This window comes from Microbacterium sp. SL75 (genome assembly GCF_026625865.1).
In the GTDB taxonomy this organism is placed as follows: domain Bacteria; phylum Actinomycetota; class Actinomycetes; order Actinomycetales; family Microbacteriaceae; genus Microbacterium.
In genome coordinates this window covers 208,933-230,861 of sequence record NZ_CP113067.1, presented here as the reverse complement: position 1 = coordinate 230,861, position 21,929 = coordinate 208,933, and the positions used below count along the sequence as shown (strand labels likewise).

Genomic DNA, 21,929 nt, shown 5'->3' with positions numbered 1-21,929 from the left:
AGGAACGCTCATGCCCCGCATCGCCGTCATCGGAGGCACCGGTTACGCCGGTAGCCACATCGTGACCGAGGCCGTCCGCCGCGGCCACACGGTCGTCTCGATCGCCCGCTCGGTTCCCACCGAGCGCATCGAGGGTGCGACCTACCTCGAGGGCACCGTCCTCGACGTCCCCGGTCTCGTCGCCCAGCTCGAGGGCGTCGACGTCGTGGTGTCGGCCGCCGCTCCCCGCGGTGACATGGAGGGCAAGCTCCGCCCCGCGATCGCCGAGCTCGTCACCGCGCTCCCCGAGAACGTCCGCGTGGGCGTCATCGGCGGCGCCGGCGGTTCGCTCGTCGTCGAGGGCGGCCCGCGCCTGATCGACACCGACGGCTTCGCCGAGGAGTACAAGCCCGAGGCGCGCGAAGCGATCGGCATCCTCGAGGATCTCCAGGCCGACGACACCGGGCGCGACTGGTTCTACGTGCACCCGGCCGGCGGCTTCGGCTCGTGGGCGCCGGGCGAGCGCACCGGCTCGTACCGCGACGGCGGCGACGTGCTGGTGGTCGACGGCGAGGGCAACTCGTTCATCGGCGGCGCCGACTTCGCCATCGCCGTCCTCGACGAGATCGAGAACCCGAAGCACACGCGCGGGCGCTTCACCGTGGGGTACTGAGCCCACGACGCACCGAGGCCGTGGCATCCTGGATCGATTCCGGATGCCACGGCCTCGTCGTTTCGTGGGGTGCGGTGCTCGCGCCGCTGCGCTCGTCCGCGCGTCCTCTCCGCCGCGAGGACACGCGATCTGGACGAAAAGACACGATTTCGCGTGTGATCTCGGCGAGATCGCGTGACTTCGCGATCGTGCCGCGAACACGGGACTGGTGCGGACGGAGGGCTCGGCGGCGACGTCAGACCAGGTCTCGCCAGTCGACCGAGTCGGTGTCGGTCGTGGGCACCTCGCCGGTTGCGGGGGCATCGGCGTCGGAGATCGTCGGCAGCGACATCGTGTCGGTGGGCGGGCCCATGACCGTCGCCTCGTCGCGGCGGTGGCGCAGGACGTCGTCGATGTAGGAGCTCACGACCTCGGCGAGCGGGACGGAGCGACCGCGCGCCTGCGACATGTACCAGCGGTGCTCGAGAACCTGGTGGAACACCTCGGCGGGCTCGAGCTTGGCTCGCAGATCCCACGGGATCGCCATGACGATGGGTTCGAACACACGGGTCAGCCACTCGTGCGCGACCATCTCTTCGTCAGCGCCGAGACGTGAGACGCGCGCGCGGAACTCGTCGAGGTCGTTGAGCAGACGGCGGGCCTGGTTCTCTTCGACGTCGAGCCCGGTCAGGCGCAGCAGACGGCGCTGGTGGTGACCCGCATCGACGACCTTGGGCTGGATCGACACCTTCGTGCCGTCGCTCGCCGTGCGGATCGACATCTCACCGATGTCGAAGCCGAGGGCGTTGAGACGGTGCACGCGCTCGGTGATGCGCCACGACTCGTCGACGGCGAAGGACTCCCTGTCGGTGAGGGCGCCCCACAGCGAGTGGTACGACGACACCAGGCCGTCTGCGATGGCCACGGCATCCACTCCGCCCTCGAGGCGACCGCCGGCCTCGAGGTCCATGATCTCGCCAGCGATGTTGATGCGGGCGATATCGAGGTCGTGCGCGCGCTGACCGGGCGTCAGGCGGTTGCCGTGCAGTTCGCCCGTCTCGGCGTCGACGAGATACGCCGCGAACTCGCCGGCGTCGCGGCGGAACAGCGTGTTCGACAGCGATACGTCACCCCAGTAGAAGCCGACGTTGTGCAGGCGTACGAGCAGCACCGCGAGAGCGTCCACGAGACGCGTCGCGGTGTGCGGGCGCAGCACCTGCGTGAACAGCGCGCGGTAGGGGAGCGAGAAGCGCAGGTGCGAGGTGACGAGGGCCGCGGGAAGAGGGCGACCCGAGGCGTCGGTGCGCCCGGCGATCACGGCGACACGGTCGACGCAGGGGGCATCGAGGCGGTCGAGATTGCCGAGCATGTCGTACTCGCGCCGGGCCATCTCTTCGGTGGTCTCTTTGATGGCGACGACGCGACCGGAGAGGTTTGCGAAGCGCACGAGGTGCCGCGAGATGCCCTTGGGAAGTGCCACGATGTGGCTGCTGGGCCAGTCGGCGAGAGCGGTCGACCAGGGCAGCTGCAACAGGCCCGGGTCGACGGTGCTCGCCGTGATGCTGAGGGATTCGGACACGGGAACCTCCGGGAAAACAGTGCGGCGCGCCCCCGACCCGACGGATCGGGATCGGGGACGCGCCGCGTCGGTGCGTGGATCAGGCCGAAGCGATGGCCCGGTCGGTGAGGCGGTCGCCGGTCTCCACGTCGAAGACGTGCACGTGGCCGGGAACCGGCGCGAGCACGACCGTCTCGCCCGCGTTGGGGTGACGGCGACCGTCGACGCGAGCGACGAGGTCGGTGCGCTTGCCGTTGATGTCGGTGTGGCCGTAGAGGTAGCCGTCGGCGCCGAGCTCCTCGACGAGGTCGACGACGACCGAGAGGCCGCGACCGTCGGCGGGGGCGACCTGGATGTCTTCCGGACGGACGCCGATGGTGACCGCGGAGCCGTTGGCCTTGCCGATGGTGTCGGCTTCGACGGGGACGACGAGGTCGCCGAAGCGCACGCCACCCTCAGCGAGGTCGGCGGTGAAGAGGTTCATGGCGGGCGAGCCGATGAAGCCGGCCACGAAGACGTTCTTCGGGGTCTCGTACAGGTCGCGCGGGGTGCCGACCTGCTGGAGCAGGCCGTCCTTGAGCACGGCGATGCGGTCACCCATGGTGAGCGCTTCGGTCTGGTCGTGCGTGACGTAGACCGTGGTGACACCGAGGCGGCGCTGGAGCGACGCGATCTGGGTACGGGTCTGGACGCGCAGCTTGGCGTCGAGGTTCGACAGCGGCTCGTCCATGAGGAAGACCTGGGGCTGACGGACGATCGCTCGGCCCATGGCGACGCGCTGACGCTGACCACCCGAGAGGGCCTTGGGCTTGCGGGTCAGGTACTGCTCGAGGTCGAGCAGCTTGGCGGCCTCGAGCACGCGCGAGGCGCGCTCTTCTTTGCCGACACCGGCGATCTTGAGCGCGAAGCCCATGTTCTCGGCGACCGTCATGTGCGGGTACAGCGCGTAGTTCTGGAAGACCATCGCGATGTCGCGGTCCTTCGGCGGGACGTCGGTCACGTCGCGGTCGCCGATCAGGATGCGTCCGGAGTTGACCTCTTCGAGACCGGCGAGCATGCGCAGCGAGGTGGACTTGCCGCAGCCGGAGGGGCCGACGAGAACCAGGAATTCGCCGTCTGCGACGTCGAGGTTCAGCTTGTCGACCGCGGGGCGGGTTCCGCCGGGGTACAGACGGGTTGCGTTGTCAAAGGTGACGGACGCCATTTTCTCTTCTCCTTCACCGGCAGGTACGTGCCGGACGATCCGTAGTGAATGGAATGAACGGGGGCGACCCCGTGCGCCCGACGTTGGACGCATTCGTCAGTATCGCACGTGTCTGGTCATTTCTCAGCCAGCCTGGCTACCATCGATCCTCGTCGCCCCACCCGCGCGACCCCCCTGATTTCATGCGGCATCGTCCGTGCCCGGAAGGTTTCATGTCCAACGACCAGTCACCGAATGTGCCAGCAGAACGCGACCGCCGTGAGGCGGTGCGCGAGAAGGCGCAGCAGGTCAAGGCGAAGCAGACGCGCTGGCGTATCGCGCGTCGCTCGCTGCTGGGTATCGGGGCCGTCGCCGTGATCGCCGTCGGCGCCGTGGGCGTCTCGTTCGCGCTGAACTCGCGGGAGTCTCGCTCGCAGGCGCTTCCCGACGCCGCCACCGACGACGGTTTCGTCATCACGAGCGCCTCGCAGGTGGCCGACCCGCTCGCCGATCAGACCGTCGACGGCAGCGCCGCGACGATGTCGGCACAGGCCACTCCTCCGGCCGCCGAGCCCGCACCGGCGACCGAGCCGACCCCCGAGCCCACGGGCACGGCAGCGCCCGTCGACATCCGCGTCTACGTCGACTACATGTCGGCCGAGGCGCGCGAGTTCCAGACCGCGAACGCGAGCCAGCTGTCGAAGTGGGTCGGCGACAAGGCCGCCACCCTCACGTACTACCCGGTGGCGATGCTGACGTCGAAGTCGAACGGCACGAAGTACAGCCTGCGCGCGGCCGGTGCCGCGGCGTGCGTGGCGACGCACTCGTCGGACCGCTTCTTCGCGTACAACCACGAGCTGCTCACGAACCAGCCCGCGGTCGACTCCGACGGGTACAGCGACCAGCAGCTCGCCGACATGGCGCAGGGCGCCGGCGTGAGCGACATCGGTGCGGTCCGCGACTGCATCGAGGGCGAGACCTATACGGCGTGGGCCAAGGCCGCCACCGATCGTGCGATCAAGGGTCTGCCCGGCACGAAGGGACAGGCGCTGACCGCGACCCCGACCGTGCTCGTGAACGGCACCGAATACGTCGGCAACATGGATGACGCGAAGGAGTTCGCCCAGTTCGTGCTCACCGTCGACAGCAACGCGTACTACTCGACCGCCACCCCGACGCCGTCGGTCTCGCCGTCGGCCACTCCCGCGGGCTGAGGCGTCGGCGCGAATGCGTCGCTGTATGAGATTCTGGTGACATGAACGAAGAGCTTGAGGACTCGCCCCCGCGGCGGTCCCTCACGCAGCTGAAGGCATGGGTGCAGGAGTTCCGCGACCAGGGTCACCTGTTCGCAGGCCAGCTCAAGGTCGTCGAGCAGGAGGATGCCGACAGCCAGGACACCGGTCTCGTGGTGATCAACCTGATGAACGCACGCGCGTCGATCTACATGCAGCCGCAGGGCTATGACGAGCCTCTGTGGGAGGCGACCCTCACGGCGCGCCCGGAAGACCTGACGCTGTCGCCGCACGAGATGGCGAGCTTGGCCGCCGAGCTCGTGGTGGCGGGCAACCTGTGCTCGTTCCTGCAGTGGAAGTCCCTGGAATGGGACCGCGACAGTGGGAAGCACCGCATCTGACCGGTCTCGAGCGACCCTTCCGCCGCTCTAGACTCGTCCATCGAGGCGTCACGCGTCTCATGCCGGCTTGGCGCAATTGGTAGCGCACCGTACTTGTAATACGGGGGTTGCAGGTTCAAATCCTGTAGCCGGCACCTCGTACCTGGCTCATTCGTGCTCAGCCGTGCTGCGCTGTCCATTCGCGGAAGGGCAGCGAAGCCCCCTCGACCGACACCTGCTGCGTCGGTAGCGTCCGTTCGTCCGTGGGCTTGGCGTACTCGTCGTAGAACGTGGCGAGGCTCATGAGCCGGTTGCCGTCCTCGTAGTGCTCACCCTCTTGCTCCCTCGTCACCGCGTAGACGAGGCGGTCGGGCTGCGCGTAGTACACGGCGCCGAGGCACATCGGACAGGGGTAGGCGGTGACGAACATGTTGTAGCCCGACAGGTCGGTGATTCCCCGCTCTGCGGCGGCGCGGATGGCGCGAATCTCGGCGTGCGCCGTGGGGTCGCCGTCTTGTGCGACGTGGTTGACCGCCTCGACGACGATCTCGCCCTCTTTCACGATGAGGCAGGCGAAGGGCTTGCCGCCGTTCTGCACGTTCTCCCTCGCGCGAGAGATGGTGAGGGCGGACAGTTCGGCGTCGTTCATGGCCTCACGCTAGGCGTCCCTAGCCCGGGGAAGCGGCCCTTGCCCCTGCGGTGATCATCGTGCCATGCGGGTCACGGCAACGCCTTCGCGAGAGCGACGAGAAACACGGCCGCCGCCACGATCATCGCCAGCCCCGCCAACAACGCCCCGGCAATAGCGGCCCCGCGCAGCGGCCCCCGCCGACGGCTCGCGTCCAGCGAGAAGAGCAGCGCGCAGACCGCGACGACCAGTACGAGCAGGTCGCCGATCAGTCCCGGCGGCGCCCACACCGATGTCGCGATCGCGACGATTCCCGCCGCCAACGCGCCCACGTGCCACGCGGGGCTGCGTGCTCCACCGGGATCGTCGGACACGGCTCAGCGCATCCGCACGCGCAGCCACCGCACGCCGTGGGGCGCGAGGGTGAGACCGGCGCCCAGCCAGACGGGCTGCGACGACACGAGGTCGAGGGACTCCGGCGCCATTCCCGACAGGGTCAGCGCATCGATCTCTGCGGACGAGTCACCCACGTTCGCGAGCACGAGGACAGAGAACCCGTCGCCCGGGCGCAGGAACGACACGACGGACGCCGTGTTCGCTCCGAAGGCGATCAGCTCGTTGCCCGCGAACTCCGGCGTGGACCGGCGCACCTCGGTGAGACGCGACAGCCGCGAGTAGACGCGGCCGGCCGGTGTGCCGGCATCCGTTCGATCCTCGTAATTTTGCTCGGGACGGAAGGGGCGGTTTACCCAGCGACTGTCGCCCGCTTCTTCCGGCCGCTCGGCGAACGAGTAGTCGTTGAGCTGGGCGACCTCGTCGCCGAGATAGAGCAGGGGGATGCCGCCGCTCGAGAGGGCCAGGGCGTGGGCGAGAACGACCCGGTCCTCCCCTCCGGCGTCACTCGCCTCGATACCCGCGAGCGACGCGGTGGTGCCCGTGACGCGGGCATCGCCCGTGCGCGGGTTCTCCTGGAACGGCACGCCGCGCGCGAACGATCCCTCGGCACGGCCGACGTAGAAGTCGTTGAGGAAGCGGCGGTGCGGGTAGCCGTCGATGCCGAGCTCCGCGGCATCCTCGTCGGCGAACGTCCAGCCGATGTCGTCGTGGCTGCGCACGTAGTTCACCCACGCGGTGCCGGCGGGCAGGGCGTGGCGGCGCTCGAGCGCCTGCTGCAGCAGTCGGCCGTCGCGAGTGGCGAGCGCCTCCCAGGTGAGGGCCATCTGCAGGGGGTTGTAGGAGATCTGGCATTCCTCCGGCGAGATGTACGAGACCACCTCGTCGGGGTGCACGATGGCCTCCGACTTGAAGAGCAGACCCGGAGCCGCCATACGCAGCACCGCGTTGAAGGCCTGCAGCAGCAGATGGGCTTCGGGCAGCGACTCGCAGGTCGTGCCGAGCTTCTTCCAGATGAAGGCCACGGCATCCATGCGGAGGATCTCGACGCCCTGGTTCGCGAGGAAGAGCATCTCCCCGGCCATCGCCTCGAAGACCGCGGGGTTGGCGTAGTTGAGATCCCACTGGAAGTGATAGAACGTCGCCCAGATCCAGCGTCCATCGTCGAGCTGAACGAACGACCCCGGGTGGTCGTCGGGGAAGATCTCGCGCGTCGTCTGCTCGTAGGCGTCGGGCAGCTCGCGGTCGGGGTAGATCAGGTAGAAGTCCTCGTACCCCGCTTCGCCCGCGACGGCCTTGCGAGCCCACTCGTGTTCGTTGCTCGTGTGGTTGAAGATGAAGTCGACCACGAGCGAGATTCCCGCCCGGCGCAGATCGGTCGCGAGGGCCGCGAGCTCTTCCATCGTGCCGAGCGCCGGATTCACCCGGCGGTAGCTCGACACCGCGTAGCCGCCGTCGCTGTTGCCCTCGGGGCTCTCGAACAGCGGCATGAGGTGCAGGTACGTCAGGCCCAGTTCGCGGAAGTACGGAATGGAATCCCGGATGCCGTTGAGCCCGCCCGCGTACCGATCGACGTAGCAGACACCACCCAGCATGCGCTCGCTCTCGAACCAGTCCGGCGCGCTCTCGCGCTCCCGGTCGAGGGCCTTCAGCGTGCGCGGGCGCGCCGTCCACGAGGTGCGCGCGAGATCGAGGACGGATGCCAAGCGCTCGAGGCCGTCGGGTCGATCGCCGTAGAGCTGGGTGAAGAGGTCGTGCAGGCGGGGGAGATGCTGTTCGGCGTGCGAGAGGAACTCGCGGTCGGCGTCGGCCGCGCGGAGGTCGTCGATCAGGCGCGAGACGTCGTCGGGGCCGGGGCGGAGCTGGGTCACGGGTCACAGCCTGACGCATCCGGACCACCGCGGTCGACATCGACGTGCCGCGACGCTGGTGGGGAGCGAGACCGTGAGTCATCATGGGCCCGTAGTCCCGGAATCCGTGAGTCGCCCGTCGTCCCTCGTCGCCGCATCGACGGGGGTGGTCGTGGTCGCGGTCTACGCGAGCATCGCCCTCTTGCAGATCCTCGTGTGGAACCCCGAGGCGGCCGTGCCGGGCTTCACGGCCCACGCGGTCTGGCGCGCGGTGGAGGAGGCGGATCAGGGCCCGCCGAACGGGTTCGTCGTCGCGATCATCGCACTGGGCCCGCTGTTCGCGGTCGTCTTCCTCGTCCTGTTCACCGTCACCGGCGCCGGGGTATGGCCGACCGTCGCGGGCTACCTCGGTCTGCTCGCCGCGGGAATGCCCGGGTACTTCGTCGCTTCGTTCGGCCCCAGGATGGGACTCGCCGACACCTACGGCATCAGCGGTGGCGATTTCGCGGTCGGCGGGGCTGCGTTGTATGCGGTGAGTCTGCTGTCGCTCGTCGCCCTCGTCGCGATCTTCGTCGGCGCAGCAGTCCGCAATCGCCGGGAGCGGGACGCTCTGGCAGCCGGGTGAGTGAGCGACGGGGAGACGGGTGACCGCCGGCTCGGCCCCACCCCGCGTCGTACGATCGACGGTGGCTCCCGCGCGGGGGCGCGAGGGGAGAGCCGTGGCGGAGCGGGGTTCGGTCGGACTGGCCGTCGGAGGAGCGGTGCTCATCGGCGCCCTCACCGCGCTCCAGGCGCGTATCAACGGCAGTCTCGGTGCGGAGCTGGGGGACGGTTTCGTCGCCGCCGCGATCTCGTTCAGTTCGGGCCTGCTCATCCTCATCGCGCTGTCGGCGCTGATCCCCGGCGGCCGACGCGGGTTCGGGCGTCTGGTCGGCGGCATCCGGTCTCGATCGATCCCGCCGTGGATGCTGCTGGGCGGTCTGCTCGGGGCGTTCACCGTCGCGAGCCAGGGCCTGACGGTGGCGACCATCGGCGTCGCGCTGTTCACCGTCGGTTTCGTCGCCGGGCAGACCACCGGTGGGCTCGTGCTCGATCGCATCGGGTACGGACCGGCCGGCGTCGTTCCGGTGACCGTGCGCCGTCTGATCGGTGCGCTGCTGGCGATCGCCGGCGTCGTCGTCTGCTTGTCGGGGGACGCGCTCGGCGCGGTTCCGCCCTGGATGCTCGTCGTCCCCGTGATCGCGGGTGCGGGCGTGGCGTGGCAGCAGGGCACGAACGGACGTCTGCGCGTTCGCGTGGAGAGCCCGTTGACCGCGACGCTGGTGAATTTCATCGGCGGAACGGTGGTCCTGCTGATCGCCGCGGGCGTGCACGTCGCGGTCGTGGGGGCGCCGCGCACCGTGCCGACCGAGCCGTGGCTCTACATCGGCGGGGCGGTGGGCGTGATCTACATCTTCTTGTCGTCGGTCGTGGTGCGCCGCACGGGTGTGCTGCTGCTCGGTCTCGGCTCGGTCGTCGGACTTCTCGCGACCTCGGTGCTGCTCGACGCGCTGTGGCCCGCGCCGGCGGCCCCCTCGACCCTGGTGGCTCTGCTCGCCGCGGCCGTGGCGATCGGCGGAGTGACCGTCGCCGCCGTTCCGTTCCGCCGCCGTCGCTGACGGCGGAAACGACGACGCCGCCGAAGACCGGAGTCCCGCGGCGGCGTCGAACGAGCAGGGGTCAGAGACGCGTCTCGTCGACCGAGCGCTTCTTCTTGCCTCCGGGCATGCGTGAGATGTGCTTGGCGGCATCCACGGTCTTGCGTCGTGTGGCGCGGGTGCGAGGGGGCTTGCCGCCGATGTAGAGCCAACCGAGCAGGACCTCGCCCTTGTCGAGCCCGTGCGCCTTGGCGAGCACCTTGCTGCGGGTCTTGTCGTCGGTGCGCCAGAACACGCCGAAGCCCGCTTCGTCGAGCACGAGGCTCAACATGTGGGCGACTCCGGATGCCACGGCCTCCTGCTCCCAGGCGGGGATCTTCTTCGAGCGGAGGTTCGCCACCACCGCGATGATCAGCGGTGCGCGCCGGGGCTTCGACGACATCCCCTTCTTGCCATCCGCCTTGTTCAGCGCGCGGGCGAGGATGTCGCGGTCGGCGCCGCGGATCTCGATGAGCCGCCAGGGCTTCAGACTCTTGTGGTCGGCGACGCGACCGGCCGCGGCGACGAACGCCTCGAGCTCGGGACCGGTGGGGGCGAGGTCGGTGACCTTCGACCACGACCGGCGGTCGCGCATCGCCTCGAGTGCGCTCATGCCTTGTCTTCGGGGGTGAAGTTGAGCGACAGCGAGTTCATGCAGTACCGGTCGCCGGTGGGCGTGCCGAAACCGTCGGGGAAGACGTGTCCCAGGTGAGAGCCGCAGTTGGCGCAGCGGACCTCGGTGCGCTGCATGCCGTGGCTGTTGTCTTCGATGAGCTCGACCGCCTCGGGGCGGACCGACTCGTAGAAGCTCGGCCACCCGCAGTGCGAGTCGAACTTGGTACCGCTCTGGAAAAGCTCGGCGTTGCAGGCGGCGCAGGTGTAGAGACCGGCACGGCTCTCGTCGAGCAGCTCACCGGTCCAGGCGCGCTCGGTACCCGCCTGGCGAAGCACCGCGTACTGCTCGGGGCTGAGTTCGGCGCGCCACTGGTCGTCGGACTTGTCGACGGCGTAGGTCATGTTCACTCTCCTTCTTCGGCTCTATTCTCTCGTGCCCGGCAGCGGTCAGGTCGTGACGGCATAATCTCCGGGTGACCCAGGATGCCGTGACCGCCGTCGTCGATCGTTATCGGCGTTTCTCCGAAGACGAGGCTCCCGGTCGTTCGGCGGTGTACGCGAACTGGGCGGAGCGTGTCGCGGACGACACCGCGGTGGCTGCCGCCCTCGCGCGGATCCCCGAGACGCGACGACAGCCGCCGCTGGTGTTCGCCGTGATGCGTCTGCTCGGCGCGCCCCTCGACGACGTCGATGCGTGGGCTTCATGGGTCACGGCCCACGCTGACGCCATCGTCGAGGAATGCGGTCGCCGGAGCGTGCAGACCAACGAGCCCCTCCGCTGCGCGGCCCTGCTCCCCGCCCTCGCTCTGATCGAGGGGCCGATCGCCCTGCTCGAGGTGGGCGTGAGCGCGGGGCTCTGCCTCTATGCCGATCGGTACTCGTACCGCTATCACCGTGAAGAGATCGTCGCGGTCGACCCCGTCGACGGCCCGAGTCGCGTGGTTCTCGACAGCGACCTCGAGGGGCACCCCGACCTGCACATGCCGCAGATCGTCTGGCGTGCGGGCATCGACCTCAGCCCCCTCGACGCCCGCCGCGCGCAGGACCGCGACTGGCTCACCGGCCTCGTCTGGCCGGGGGAGGAGGGGCGTCTCGAACGCATCGAGGGGGCGCTCGACATCGCGGCGGCCGACCCGCCTCTGCTCGTCGCGGGCGACGGCGCCGAGGCCCTTCCCGCGCTCGCCGCCCAGGCTCCGGCCGGGGCGACTCTGGTCGTGACCACTCCGGGCGTGCTCGCTCACGTGCCCCGGGTGCACCGCGCCGCCGTGATCGATGCCGCCCGGGCGGCAGGCAGGTGGATTACCCTCGACGCGCCCGGCCTGCACGACGGCTGGACGCGGCGCCCCGAGCCCGTGCGGGGCGGATTCGCCCTCGCTCTCGATGGGGAGGTGCTCGCGGAGGTCGACCCTCTCGGGGCGTGGGTGGCGTGGCATCCGGGATCGTGAGCGATGGCGCAGTAGCGTAACGGCGTGCCTCTGTCGGACCGTGACCTCGCCTTCCTCGCTTTCGAGGGCCAGTGGCGCCGTCACGCGGGCGCGAAAGAAGAGGCCATCCGCGCGGAGTTCTCGGTGACGCCTGCCCGGTATTACCAGCTGCTCGGGCGCTTGATCGACACCCCCGAGGCGCTCGCACACGATCCGATGCTCGTGCGCCGGTTGCGGCGGCGGCGCGATGACGCGGCGGATCAGCACCGCGCTCGTCTCGGCCGTACGGCGGCCCGCTGACGGGCTCGCCTCGACGCGACCGATAGCATCGTCCAATGGCCAGATCGACCTTCCCTCGGGATCGCTTCGACGACCTGCCGACTGAATCCGGCCGCGTCGGCGCTCACCGGGCCGAGAACCCCCGTCTGCGCGGATGGATCGTGTTCCTGTGGGCGGCCATCGCCACCCTGGTGCTGATCATCGCCGGCATCTTCGCGACGCTCCTGGTCTCGGGGCGTATCTCGCTCGGTTCCGACGCCGCGCCCAGCCCGACCGTCTCGGTCGAGCCGACCATCCCGGCCGTCGTCGACACGTCGTACTCGGTGGTCGTGCTCAACGGCACTCCCGACAACGGCCTCGCGGCCTCCGTTCGCGACCAGATCGTGGCCGCGGGCTGGAGCGGCGACAACGTCGAGACCGGCAACTCCGACAGCACCGATTTCGCCGACACCACGATCTACTACCGCCTCGAGAGCGACGCGGCCGCGGCCGAGGGCCTGGCCCAGACGATCGGCGGTGCGCAGATCGCGCAGAGCGACTTCCTGCAGCCGACGGACGACCCGAACACCCCGGCCGACGAGAGCGACGTCAAGCGCCTGATCGTCGTGATCGGCCTCGACCGCGCGAGCGGTCAGCCCTCCGCTTCCCCCTCCTCCTGAGTCCGCGGGCGCCGCGTGTTTCCGCGGCGTAACAACTTGGATGCACGCGCGTCAACAATGCTCCGGAACCCCGATTCCGCGGCATCCTCCGTGCTTACGATGACCTCGTCGTTCAGCAACAGGAGATTCGCATGACGCAGGGCACTGTCAAATGGTTCAACGCCGAGAAGGGCTTCGGCTTCATCACCGTCGATGACGGGCAGGACGTCTTCGTCCACTACTCGAGCATCGAGATGTCGGGTTTCCGTGTCCTCGAAGAGGGGCAGGCCGTCGAGTTCACCGTCGGCACCGGTCAGAAGGGCCCTCAGGCGGAGTCCGTTCGCCTGGCCTGAGCTCTGGCGAGAACGCCGCGGCATCCGACTTCCGGATGCCGCGGCGTTCGGCGTTTACGGGGCGGCTCGTGGCTTGCACTCCCTAGGGGCGAGTGCCAGAATGAATTAGCACTCGCTTTCGTCGAGTGCCAAAATCTGCAAGTCACCCGTCCGGGAGGGACGACACACTTATGGCAAAGATCATCGCTTTCGACGAAGAGGCCCGGCGCGGTCTCGAGCGCGGCCTCAACACTCTCGCCGACGCCGTCAAGGTGACCCTGGGCCCCCGCGGTCGCAACGTCGTGCTCGAGAAGAAGTGGGGCGCCCCCACGATCACGAACGACGGTGTCTCGATCGCCAAGGAGATCGAGCTCGACGACCCGTACGAGAAGATCGGCGCCGAGCTGGTCAAGGAGGTCGCCAAGAAGACCGACGACGTCGCGGGTGACGGCACCACCACCGCCACCGTTCTCGCCCAGGCGCTCGTGCGCGAGGGCCTGCGCAACGTCGCCGCCGGCGCCGACCCCATCTCGCTCAAGAAGGGCATCGAGAAGGCCGTCAAGGCCGTCACCGACGAGCTCCTCGCCTCCGCCAAGGAGGTCGAGTCGAAGGAGCAGATCGCCGCGACCGCGTCGATCTCCGCCGCCGACCCCGCGATCGGCGAGCTCATCGCCGAGGCCATCGACAAGGTGGGCAAGGAAGGCGTCGTCACCGTCGAGGAGTCGAACACCTTCGGCACCGAGCTCGAGCTCACCGAGGGCATGCGCTTCGACAAGGGGTACATCAACCCCTACTTCGTCACCGACCCCGAGCGTCAGGAAGCGGTCTTCGAAGACCCCTACATCCTGATCGCCAACCAGAAGATCTCCAACATCAAGGACCTTCTGCCGATCGTCGACAAGGTGATCCAGGAGGGCAAGGAGCTCCTCATCATCGCCGAGGACGTCGAGGGCGAAGCGCTCGCGACCCTGGTGCTGAACAAGATCCGCGGCATCTTCAAGTCGGTCGCCGTCAAGGCTCCCGGCTTCGGCGACCGTCGCAAGGCGCAGCTGCAGGACATCGCGATCCTCACCGGCGGCCAGGTCATCACCGAAGAGGTGGGCCTCAAGCTCGAGAACGCGACCGTCGACCTGCTCGGCCGTGCGCGCAAGGTCATCATCACCAAGGACGAGACCACGATCGTCGAGGGTGCCGGCGAGTCGGAGCTGATCGAGGGTCGCGTGACCCAGATCCGCCGCGAGATCGAGAACACCGACAGCGACTACGACCGCGAGAAGCTCCAGGAGCGCCTCGCGAAGCTCGCCGGTGGCGTCGCCGTCATCAAGGCCGGAGCCGCGACCGAGGTCGAGCTCAAGGAGCGCAAGCACCGCATCGAAGACGCCGTGCGCAACGCCAAGGCCGCCGTGGAAGAGGGTGTCGTCGCCGGTGGTGGCGTCGCGCTCATCCAGGCCGGCAAGAACGCTCTCGCGAACCTCGAGCTCACGGGTGACGAGGCCACGGGCGCGAACATCGTGCGCGTCGCCATCGAGGCCCCGCTCAAGCAGATCGCGCTCAACGCCGGTCTCGAGCCCGGCGTCGTCGCGAACAAGGTCGCCGAGCTCCCCGTGGGCCACGGCCTTAACGCCGCGACCGGCGAGTACGGTGACCTGTTCGCACAGGGCATCATCGACCCCGCCAAGGTGACCCGTTCGGCTCTGCAGAACGCCGCCTCGATCGCCGGCCTCTTCCTCACCACCGAGGTCGTCGTCGCCGACAAGCCCGAGAAGGTCGCCGCTCCCGCGGGCGACCCGACCGGTGGCATGGACTTCTGATCCCCGCCTAGGCAACACACGGAACGCCCCCTCCTCTGGGAGGGGGCGTTCTGCGTGTTGCGGACGTGGCCGCTCTCAGCTCAGCGGGCGGCAGACGTCGGTGACCAGAGCGTCACCCGGTACGCGGTCGGGGGTGGTCAGGTAGACGTTGAAGACGCGCGAGGCGAGAGTGTCGTCGCCGCGCGGGCTCAAGCCGTCTTCCACGAGGCGGGCGTTGATCATGTCGTGCGCCTGTGCGATCTGCTCGTACGGGCCCGTCACACGCGCGACGAGGCAGTCCCGGGGAGGCAGCTCGATCACGGTGAGAGGGGCGTCCACCGTCGTCCCGGGGGCGACGGGCAGGAAGATCGACAGATCGACATCGTGCTCGACGTACTGGTCGTCGTGCTCGATGACGCCGCAGGCTCCGATCGGTGCGATCGACCGCTCGGCGAGGAGAGGCATGAGGCGGCCCCAGAGCTCCCCCTCGTGGGAGTAGGACGCCACGGTGCCGCGCAGGGCTACCGCGGTCAGTGCGGGGACGGTGGTGCGGGTGAGCGTGATGGACATGGGATGGTCTCCGGTTTCGAGAAGGCGGGTGATCAGCGACACCCTCTCCCTCGCTGCGCGAGCTTCCTCATGAAGTTCCGCGCGCTGCATCTGCAGTGCGCGAGTCCACGCCGGAGTGCCACGCGCGTCGAGGAGGGCGCCGATGGCGGAGACGCCGAAGCCCACGTCGCGGAGGTTGCGCACGTCGGCCGCGTCGATCAGCTGGTGCGGAGCATAGCGCCGGTATCCGGTCCAGGGGTCGATGTCGGCGGGGACCAGCACACCATGACTGTCGTAGTGGCGGAGCATCCGCACCGACAGGCGGGTGAGGGCGCTGAACCGACCGATGCTCATCAGGTTCGGGGTCTCGGCCATGAAGCCATCGTGTCCTCTCACATCGTGTGAGGGTCAAGCGTCGGGGCGTCCGTCACGTCTGCGCGTCGGGCCGGTACCCCTCGGGCAGGCGTTCGAGCGGCTGCGTCTCGATGAGTGCGTGCTCCTGGGCGTCGCGGCGATCAGCGAGGGGGAGGGAGACGCGGAAGGTCGCTCCGCCCCCGGGGGTATCGCGCACATCGACCGTGCCGTGCAGCAGATCGACGATGGATGCCACGATCGACAGGCCGAGACCCGAGCCGCCGGTCTCGCGGGTGCGCGAGGTGTCGGCGCGCCAGAAGCGCTGGAAGATCTGCTCGCGGATCTGCTCCGGCACCCCCTCGCCGTGGTCGATGATCTCGATCCATCCCATGTCGGACTCGCCGTCGACGCCGACGCGCAGCCCGATGGGGGAGTCCTCGGCGGTGAAACGCCGCGCGTTGCCGAGCAGGTTCGCCACGACCTGACGCACCTTGTTCTCGTCGCCCATGACCACGGGGGCGAGGCGCGGCACGGGACGGACCACGCCGATCGGTGTGGCCGGGGTTCCATCCGCAGGAGTGGATGCCGCCAACTCGGTGCCGTCCTTCGATCGGCGCCGAAGCCGCGAGAGGGTGGCGCCCGCTATCGCCATCGCCGAGGTGGTGGGAGCGGTGCGACGGCGACCGTTCCCGTTCGCAGGTTTGCCTCCGGCGTCCAGGAGCGGGTCGAGGGTGATGGTGGGAAGGATCAGCTCGTCGCGCGAGGTGGCGTCGTCGACCGTGACCTCACGCTGGGGCGAGGTCACCCGCAGGTCGAGGGCGGCGTCGCGCGCGATCGGGCGCAGGTCGAGGGCGGTGATGGTGACGTCACGGCGTTCGTCGAGGCGGGCGAGCGCGAGGAGGTCCTCGACCAGGGCCCCCATGCGGATCGCCTCCTTCTCGATACGCTCCATCGACTGCGCGACATCCTCGTCGGAGCGGATCGCCCCCATGCGGTACAACTCCGCGTAGCCGCGCATCGTGACGAGGGGTGTGCGAAGTTCGTGGCTGGCGTCGCCGATGAAGCGACGCATCTGCCGCACGGTGGCATCCCGTTGTCCGAGGGCGCCGTCGATGCGGGCGAGCATCGCGTTGATGGCGGTCTTGAGCCGGCCCACCTCGGTGTCGGGGACGATGTCCGTCAGTCGCTGGCTGAAGTCACCGGCCGCGATGTCCATGGCCGTCGTCTCGACCTGGCGGAGGTTGCGGAACGCGAGGGTGACGAGCCACCGGGTCAGCAAGGCCGTGGCGATGAGGATCAGCAGCGCGACGAAGGCGTAGATGCCGATGTAGGCGGCCACGATCCGGTCGGTCGGGGCGAGCGGCTGGATCACCATCTGCGTGTAGACCCCGGGGTTTCCGGGCACCTGCAGCACCCCCACCCGGGCGACGAAGTGCTGACCGGACTCGGGCGACTCGAGTTCGATGCGGCGATCGATCTGGCTGTAGGTCTGCTCGACCGTGAAGGTGGGGGGGATGTCGGGCAGAGCGGTCGTCGACGTGCCGTTGTAGAACGCCTCGCGCTGTCCGTCGGGACCGTACACGACGACCATCGACCCGATCTGCGGGGCGTTCTCCACCTGCGAGAAGACGACCCGCCCGTCGACGGGAGCCGTGGTGAAGATGCTGTTCGCGATACTGCCGGCGGCCTGCTGCGCGAGCTGCTCGTCGAGGTTGTTCACCAGGGTGGTGCGCAAGAACACCATGGTCCCGATGCCCGCGGTGAACAGCCCGATGGCGAGCAACGCGACGGTGACGCCGGTGACCTTGGTGCGCAGGCTCAGCCCGCGCCACCAGCGCGTGAGCGAATCGTCGGAGTGCGACAGGAGCGAGCCTTTCGCTCAGGCGGTCTTGCCCGACTTCAGCATGTAGCCGAAGCCGCGCTTGGTCTGGATGAGCGGCTCCGAGGAGTGCGGATCGATCTTGCGGCGCAGGTACGAGATGTAGCTCTCGACGATCCCCGCGTCGCCGTTGAAGTCGTACTCCCACACGTGGTCGAGGATCTGCGCCTTCGAGAGCACCCGGTTGGGGTTCAGCATGAGGTAGCGCAGGAGCTTGAACTCGGTCGGGCTCAGGTCGATCGAGACGTCTCCGACGCTGACGTCGTGGGTGTCCTGATCCATCGTCAGTTCGCCGGTGCGGATGATCGACTCTTCGTCGGCCTGCATCGTGCGGCGCAGGATCGCCTGGATGCGGGCGACGATCTCGTCCAAGCTGAACGGCTTGGTGACGTAGTCGTCGCCACCCGCGTTGAGCCCCATGATCTTGTCTTCGGTCTCGTCCTTCGCGGTGAGGAAAAGGATCGGCGCGGTGTAGCCGGCGCCGCGCAGCCGCTTGGTGACGCTGAACCCGTTCATGTCGGGGAGCATCACGTCGAGCACGATGAGGTCGGGTTCCTCCTCGAGTACGGCCGAGATCGTCTGCGCGCCGTTGGCCACGGCTCGCACCTGGAAACCGGCGAAGCGCAGGCTCGTGATGAGCAGGTCGCGGATGTTCGGTTCGTCGTCCACGACGAGGATGCGAGGAGCTGTCATGCCCTCATTATCGTGATCTGACCCAGCAATGTGCTGGATATGGAACGGAAAGCCGCGTGCTGGTATGCGTCAGGCGGCCTGGGCGTCGATTCCGTCGGCATCCAGGATCGTGTAGGCGTACCCCTGCTCGGCCAGGAAGCGCTGGCGATTCTGCGCGAAATCCTGGTCGACGGTGTCACGCGCGATGAGCGTGTAGAAGCTCGCGGTGTGGTTCGACTGCTTCGGTCGGAGAAGTCGACCGAGGCGCTGAGCCTCTTCTTGGCGCGATCCGAACGACCCCGACACCTGGATGGCGACCGAGGCCTCGGGCAGGTCGACCGAGAAATTCGCGACCTTGGAGACGACCAGTAGCGGAATGCTCCCGTCGCGGAAGCCCTGGAAGAGCTCCTCGCGCTCGGGGATCGGCGTGGCGCCCGTGATCTGCGGGGCGTTCAACGCCTCGGCGAGCTCGTCGATCTGATCGAGATACTGACCGATGATCAGAACCCTCTCACCCGGATGCCGTTCGACCAGACGTCGGGCGACCTCGATCTTCGCGGGGGCGGTGGCGGCGAGACGGTAGCGATCCTCGTCGGCGGCTGCGGCGTACTCGAGCCGCTCATCGGCGGGAAGGTCGATACGCACCTCGTAGCAGGCCGCGGGTGAGATGAAGCCCTGAGCCTCGATCTCCTTCCACGGCGCGTCGAAGCGCTTCGGGCCGATCAGGCTGAAGACGTCTCCCTCGCGGCCGTCCTCGCGCACGAGAGTTGCGGTGAGGCCCAGGCGGCGGCGCGCCTGCAGGTCGGCGGTGAGCTTGAACACCGGTGCGGGAAGCAGGTGGACCTCGTCGTAGAGCACGAGGCCCCAGTCGAGGGCGTCGAGCAGGGCGAGGTGGGCGTACTGGCCTTTCCGCTTCGCGGTGAGGATCTGGTAGGTGGCGATGGTGACCGGCTTGATCTCTTTGACCTGCCCGGAGTACTCGCCGATCTCTTCGGGGGTGAGGCTCGTGCGGCGCAGCAGCTCGTCGCGCCACTGTCGTGCGCTGACGGTGTTCGTGACGAGGATGAGCGTGGTCGTGCGGGTGTCGGCCATGGCGCCCGCACCCACGAGCGTCTTACCCGCTCCACACGGGAGGACGACGACCCCGGAACCGCCCTCGGAGAAGGATTCGACCGCCTGGCGCTGGTAAGGGCGGAGGCTCCAGCCGTCCTCGGCCAGGTCGATCGGGTGCGGGGTCCCGGGCGTGTAGCCGGCGAGGTCTTCGGCGGGCCAGCCGATCTTCAGCAGTTCCTGTTTGATGTGCCCGCGCGCCCACGCGTCGATGAGGAAGCTGTCGGGGCTCGGGCGGCCGATCAGGAGCGGGGAGATGCGCTTGTTGCGTGACACCTCGCTGAGCACCGCGGCGTCGGTCGAGCGCAGCACGAGCTCGCCCTCGTCGTTGCGCTCGATGACGAGGCGCCCGTACCGGTTGACGGACTCGCGGATGTCGGTGCTGACCGAGGCCGGCACCGGGAAGCGGGACCACCGATCGAGTGTGTCGAGCATGGCCTCGGCGTCGTGGCCGGCTGCACGCGCGTTCCACAGCCCCAGGCGGGTGATGCGATACGTGTGGATGTGCTCGGGTGCACGCTCGAGCTCGGCGAAGACGGCGAGCTCATGCCGCGCCGTCTCTGCCTGCGGGTGCGCGACTTCGAGGAGCACGGTGCGGTCGCTCTGCACGATAAGGGGGCCGTCAGCCATAGCGTTCGAGTCTACCGGTGTCGAAGAGGGCAGGGCGTTCGCGGCCGTCACTCGACGGGCGCGACGCCGTCGATGTGCGACAGGGGGAGGGTGCGCTCGACATCGGCTCCGCGGTCGCGACCGCGCAGGCGTCCGCCGCCGAGTCCGGTGGCCTCCAAGCGGAAGACGCGGGCAGAGCCGTCGGGCAGGCGCACCGTCACGTCGATGATCGATCGTGCGCGAACCGCCTGATCGAGTTCGCGCTCGAGCCACGCGGCATCCGAGTCTCCCGCGCCCGTGCGCAGACGCTCGATGAGGTCGGCGTAGGTGTCGGCGGGCGCCGTTGACGTCGCACCGGGGGATGCCAGTTTGGCGCGCTCGAGAGCGCGCGGGCGCCCCTCGGCGTCAACCGCCACCGCGGGGTAGTGCGCGTCGGTGAGGGCCCAGAAGACGACGTCGGCCGAGACGTGCGAGACCAGTTCGTCGTCGGTTCGGGTGAGAGCGATCGAGCGCAGCGACTGGTCGACTTCCATCGATCGCAGAAGCGTCTCGTCGTCCGTCATGACTCGAGTGAGGTGCGACTGCGCGTCGGCGGTGACGCGCACGCGGCCGTGTTCGGCGGCGGTGCGCTCGATGACGTACGCGAGCGGCTGGGGGAGGCCCGTGAGCGAGATACCGGTCAGGAAGGCGCGAAGGCTGTCCGCCGTCTCGCCCGCGGTGATCGCGGCGCCGATGCTCGCCGCGCTGAAGCGATAGCTCGAGGCTTGAGCCCGCGACTCGCGCGCGGCCATCGAGCGCAGCCGCACGTCGAGGTGCGGAGCGAGAGGACCGGGGGCGATCGCCGTCAGGTCGTTCTGCAGGTACACGCGATCGACCTCGGGCGGCAGCAGCTCGCGCAGGGCCGAGGTGTCGACGTCGCCGCCTTCGGCCAGCGGGAGCGCCCAGGGGGTCGCGTGGCCGTCGGCGTCGAGGAGCCCCCAGCGGACCAGGCGCTTGATCCAGAGGTCTGCGCGGTCGGGGCCTTCGGGGTCGAACGGTGTCGCGGAGCGCCAGTGCTCGCTGGGGATCCACCCGCCGTCGGTGGAGCGGTACGCCGACGGAAGGGCGTCACGCAGGGCCTCTGCGGTGCGCTGCCATCGTTCGAGAGTCGGCAGGCGCAGCCACTCGCGCCCGGCGGGAGAAACGAGCCAGGCACGCTCGTTCGTTCCGAGAAGGCCCACCTCGGCCGCGAGCCCGACGAGCAGGTCCGCTTCGGCTGCGGTGGTCACGGCCCCGGCGTCGACGAGGCGTCGTCTCTCGGTCGCGCCCAGCGACCCCGATCCGATGCGTCCGAGCGGGGCGTCGAGGGTCTGCATGAGGATGTCGGCGAGGGATGCCGCGTTGGTGAACACCGCTTCGGAGGCGGCCCCGGTGCTCTCGGGTGTCGCATGGGTGCGGCGCGGGGGCGCGGCATCCGGGATCCCCGAGGGCAGGATCTCGCGCGCGGCGTCGATCACCGTGGGGAAGGGGAGCCCGTCGTCTCCGATGAGGGCACGGGATCTCAGCCGCTCGCCGATCTCACCGGTCGTCGGTCGTCCCTCGGCGGCGTCGAGCAGGGCGACGGCTTCGTCACGACTCAGCGCGGGAAGCCCGCGCGCGACCGAGACCGGGTCGAGCAGTGCTTCAGCCGCGTCGAACATGTCGCGCCACGTGCTCGACGGCGAGATGTGGCGGTCGGCGAAGAGTCGAGCGAGGTCGGTGTCGCTGCGCGCGCTCAACGAGACCGCAAGTGCGCGTTGTGCGGAGGTCTCGGGCACGTCGTCAGGCCTTGTTGGCCTTGGCCCTTCGGATGAAGCTCATGATGAGCACGGCGAGGAGGCACGCGAATGCCACCGGGGGAGCGACGTAGACGAGGAGGCCGATGACGGGCCAGACGCCGGAACCCATGTCGGCTCCGGAACTGGAGCCGATGATGATGGCGAAGAAGCACACGATCGACAGCGCGAGAAGGCCCAGCGACATGAACGCGAGAATGCGGTCGATGCGGCGGACGGGGACGTCGTCGCCCGGTGTGCTGCCACCGGAGGTGCGGGTGCTCATCGGGCTCAGCCTACCGCCTGGCGGCGGTGCCGTAGGCTGGAAGACCGGGATCCGTTCGGGTCCCGCGT

The 21,929-nt window shown here is 69.0% G+C and carries 23 protein-coding genes and 1 tRNA gene; 11 read left to right on the top strand and 13 right to left on the bottom strand.

Features of this window, described 5'->3' with window-relative positions; all coding sequences use genetic code 11:
* Window positions 1-10: 10 nt before the first annotated feature.
* Entirely contained in the window at window positions 11-652 is a 642-nt protein-coding gene (locus OVA17_RS01045; RefSeq protein WP_267787624.1) for an NAD(P)-dependent oxidoreductase, read from the top strand.
* A 235-nt stretch (window positions 653-887) separates the two neighbouring features.
* On the opposite strand, the gene OVA17_RS01040 is transcribed toward OVA17_RS01045, so the two are convergent.
* Window positions 888-2,210, bottom strand: coding sequence for a DUF4032 domain-containing protein (locus tag OVA17_RS01040; protein ID WP_210073757.1), 1,323 nt, complete (start codon window positions 2,208-2,210; stop codon window positions 888-890).
* A 79-nt stretch (window positions 2,211-2,289) separates the two neighbouring features.
* On the bottom strand, window positions 2,290-3,393 hold the full coding sequence (locus OVA17_RS01035) for an ABC transporter ATP-binding protein (protein WP_103206182.1): 1,104 nt from the start codon (window positions 3,391-3,393) through the stop codon (window positions 2,290-2,292).
* A 212-nt stretch (window positions 3,394-3,605) separates the two neighbouring features.
* Between OVA17_RS01035 and OVA17_RS01030 the strand changes: the two genes are divergently transcribed.
* The 3 genes from OVA17_RS01030 (at window position 3,606) to OVA17_RS01020 (ending at window position 5,139) form a co-directional block, all read left to right on the top strand.
* Complete coding sequence (locus tag OVA17_RS01030; protein ID WP_210073759.1) at window positions 3,606-4,586, top strand: DsbA family protein; 981 nt, start codon at window positions 3,606-3,608, stop codon at window positions 4,584-4,586.
* Between the two features lie 41 nt (window positions 4,587-4,627).
* Window positions 4,628-5,005 carry a hypothetical protein gene (locus tag OVA17_RS01025; protein ID WP_267787623.1) on the top strand — a complete coding sequence of 126 codons (378 nt, stop codon included), beginning with the start codon at window positions 4,628-4,630 and terminating at the stop codon, window positions 5,003-5,005.
* Window positions 5,006-5,066: 61 nt separating this feature from the next.
* Window positions 5,067-5,139: transfer RNA gene (locus OVA17_RS01020), tRNA-Thr, on the top strand.
* A gap of 23 nt (window positions 5,140-5,162) precedes the next feature.
* Here the strand turns inward: OVA17_RS01020 and OVA17_RS01015 are convergent.
* The 3 genes from OVA17_RS01015 to OVA17_RS01005 form a co-directional block, all read right to left on the bottom strand.
* A complete protein-coding gene (locus OVA17_RS01015) occupies window positions 5,163-5,633 on the bottom strand; it encodes a nucleoside deaminase (RefSeq protein WP_267787622.1) in 471 nt (156 codons plus the stop codon).
* 71 nt (window positions 5,634-5,704) lie between these two features.
* Window positions 5,705-5,986, bottom strand: a complete 282-nt coding sequence (locus OVA17_RS01010) for a hypothetical protein (protein ID WP_267787621.1) — start codon at window positions 5,984-5,986, stop codon at window positions 5,705-5,707.
* A gap of 3 nt (window positions 5,987-5,989) precedes the next feature.
* Window positions 5,990-7,834 (bottom strand): amylosucrase, encoded by a 1,845-nt coding sequence (locus tag OVA17_RS01005; RefSeq protein ID WP_420712433.1) that lies wholly within the window; start codon window positions 7,832-7,834, stop codon window positions 5,990-5,992.
* Between the two features lie 148 nt (window positions 7,835-7,982).
* On the opposite strand from OVA17_RS01005, the gene OVA17_RS01000 reads away from it, so the two are divergent.
* Both OVA17_RS01000 and OVA17_RS00995 read left to right on the top strand, forming a co-directional pair.
* Window positions 7,983-8,480, top strand: a complete 498-nt coding sequence (locus tag OVA17_RS01000) for a hypothetical protein (protein WP_267787620.1) — start codon at window positions 7,983-7,985, stop codon at window positions 8,478-8,480.
* Between the two features lie 94 nt (window positions 8,481-8,574).
* On the top strand, window positions 8,575-9,513 hold the full coding sequence (locus tag OVA17_RS00995) for a DMT family transporter (RefSeq protein ID WP_267787619.1): 939 nt from the start codon (window positions 8,575-8,577) through the stop codon (window positions 9,511-9,513).
* 61 nt (window positions 9,514-9,574) lie between these two features.
* On the opposite strand, the gene OVA17_RS00990 is transcribed toward OVA17_RS00995, so the two are convergent.
* Complete coding sequence (locus OVA17_RS00990) at window positions 9,575-10,144, bottom strand: nitroreductase family protein (protein ID WP_267787618.1); 570 nt, start codon at window positions 10,142-10,144, stop codon at window positions 9,575-9,577.
* Window positions 10,141-10,548 (bottom strand): peptide-methionine (R)-S-oxide reductase MsrB, encoded by a 408-nt coding sequence (gene msrB, locus OVA17_RS00985; RefSeq protein ID WP_103206243.1) that lies wholly within the window; start codon window positions 10,546-10,548, stop codon window positions 10,141-10,143. The genes OVA17_RS00990 and msrB overlap by 4 nt, the downstream gene beginning before the upstream one ends.
* Window positions 10,549-10,619: 71 nt before the next feature.
* On the opposite strand from msrB, the gene OVA17_RS00980 reads away from it, so the two are divergent.
* From OVA17_RS00980 to groL, 5 genes are all read left to right on the top strand, one after another.
* Window positions 10,620-11,591, top strand: coding sequence for a DUF2332 family protein (locus OVA17_RS00980; RefSeq protein ID WP_267787617.1), 972 nt, complete (start codon window positions 10,620-10,622; stop codon window positions 11,589-11,591).
* Window positions 11,592-11,615: 24 nt separating this feature from the next.
* Window positions 11,616-11,870: a DUF3263 domain-containing protein gene (locus OVA17_RS00975; protein ID WP_267787616.1), complete on the top strand. Its 255-nt coding sequence runs from the start codon at window positions 11,616-11,618 to the stop codon at window positions 11,868-11,870.
* 35 nt (window positions 11,871-11,905) lie between these two features.
* On the top strand, window positions 11,906-12,508 hold the full coding sequence (locus OVA17_RS00970; RefSeq protein WP_210073775.1) for a LytR C-terminal domain-containing protein: 603 nt from the start codon (window positions 11,906-11,908) through the stop codon (window positions 12,506-12,508).
* A gap of 131 nt (window positions 12,509-12,639) precedes the next feature.
* Window positions 12,640-12,840: a cold-shock protein gene (locus tag OVA17_RS00965; RefSeq protein ID WP_056229192.1), complete on the top strand. Its 201-nt coding sequence runs from the start codon at window positions 12,640-12,642 to the stop codon at window positions 12,838-12,840.
* 170 nt (window positions 12,841-13,010) lie between these two features.
* A complete protein-coding gene (groL, locus tag OVA17_RS00960; RefSeq protein ID WP_210073777.1) occupies window positions 13,011-14,630 on the top strand; it encodes a chaperonin GroEL in 1,620 nt (539 codons plus the stop codon).
* Between the two features lie 75 nt (window positions 14,631-14,705).
* On the opposite strand, the gene OVA17_RS00955 is transcribed toward groL, so the two are convergent.
* The 6 genes from OVA17_RS00955 to OVA17_RS00930 all read right to left on the bottom strand — a co-directional run bounded on the left by OVA17_RS00955 (window position 14,706) and on the right by OVA17_RS00930 (window position 21,861).
* Window positions 14,706-15,533 (bottom strand): MerR family transcriptional regulator, encoded by an 828-nt coding sequence (locus tag OVA17_RS00955; protein WP_267787615.1) that lies wholly within the window; start codon window positions 15,531-15,533, stop codon window positions 14,706-14,708.
* Window positions 15,534-15,585: 52 nt separating this feature from the next.
* Window positions 15,586-17,256, bottom strand: coding sequence for a sensor histidine kinase (locus tag OVA17_RS00950; protein WP_210074183.1), 1,671 nt, complete (start codon window positions 17,254-17,256; stop codon window positions 15,586-15,588).
* Window positions 17,257-17,391: 135 nt separating this feature from the next.
* Window positions 17,392-18,084 (bottom strand): response regulator transcription factor, encoded by a 693-nt coding sequence (locus tag OVA17_RS00945; RefSeq protein WP_055838218.1) that lies wholly within the window; start codon window positions 18,082-18,084, stop codon window positions 17,392-17,394.
* A gap of 69 nt (window positions 18,085-18,153) precedes the next feature.
* On the bottom strand, window positions 18,154-19,803 hold the full coding sequence (locus OVA17_RS00940) for a DNA repair helicase XPB (protein ID WP_210073781.1): 1,650 nt from the start codon (window positions 19,801-19,803) through the stop codon (window positions 18,154-18,156).
* Window positions 19,804-19,850: 47 nt separating this feature from the next.
* Entirely contained in the window at window positions 19,851-21,578 is a 1,728-nt protein-coding gene (locus tag OVA17_RS00935; protein ID WP_267787614.1) for a helicase-associated domain-containing protein, read from the bottom strand.
* 4 nt (window positions 21,579-21,582) lie between these two features.
* The gene (locus tag OVA17_RS00930; protein ID WP_210073785.1) at window positions 21,583-21,861 is read right to left on the bottom strand and encodes a multidrug ABC transporter ATPase; all 279 of its coding nucleotides are present in this window, start codon (window positions 21,859-21,861) and stop codon (window positions 21,583-21,585) included.
* Between the last annotated feature and the right edge of the window lie 68 nt (window positions 21,862-21,929).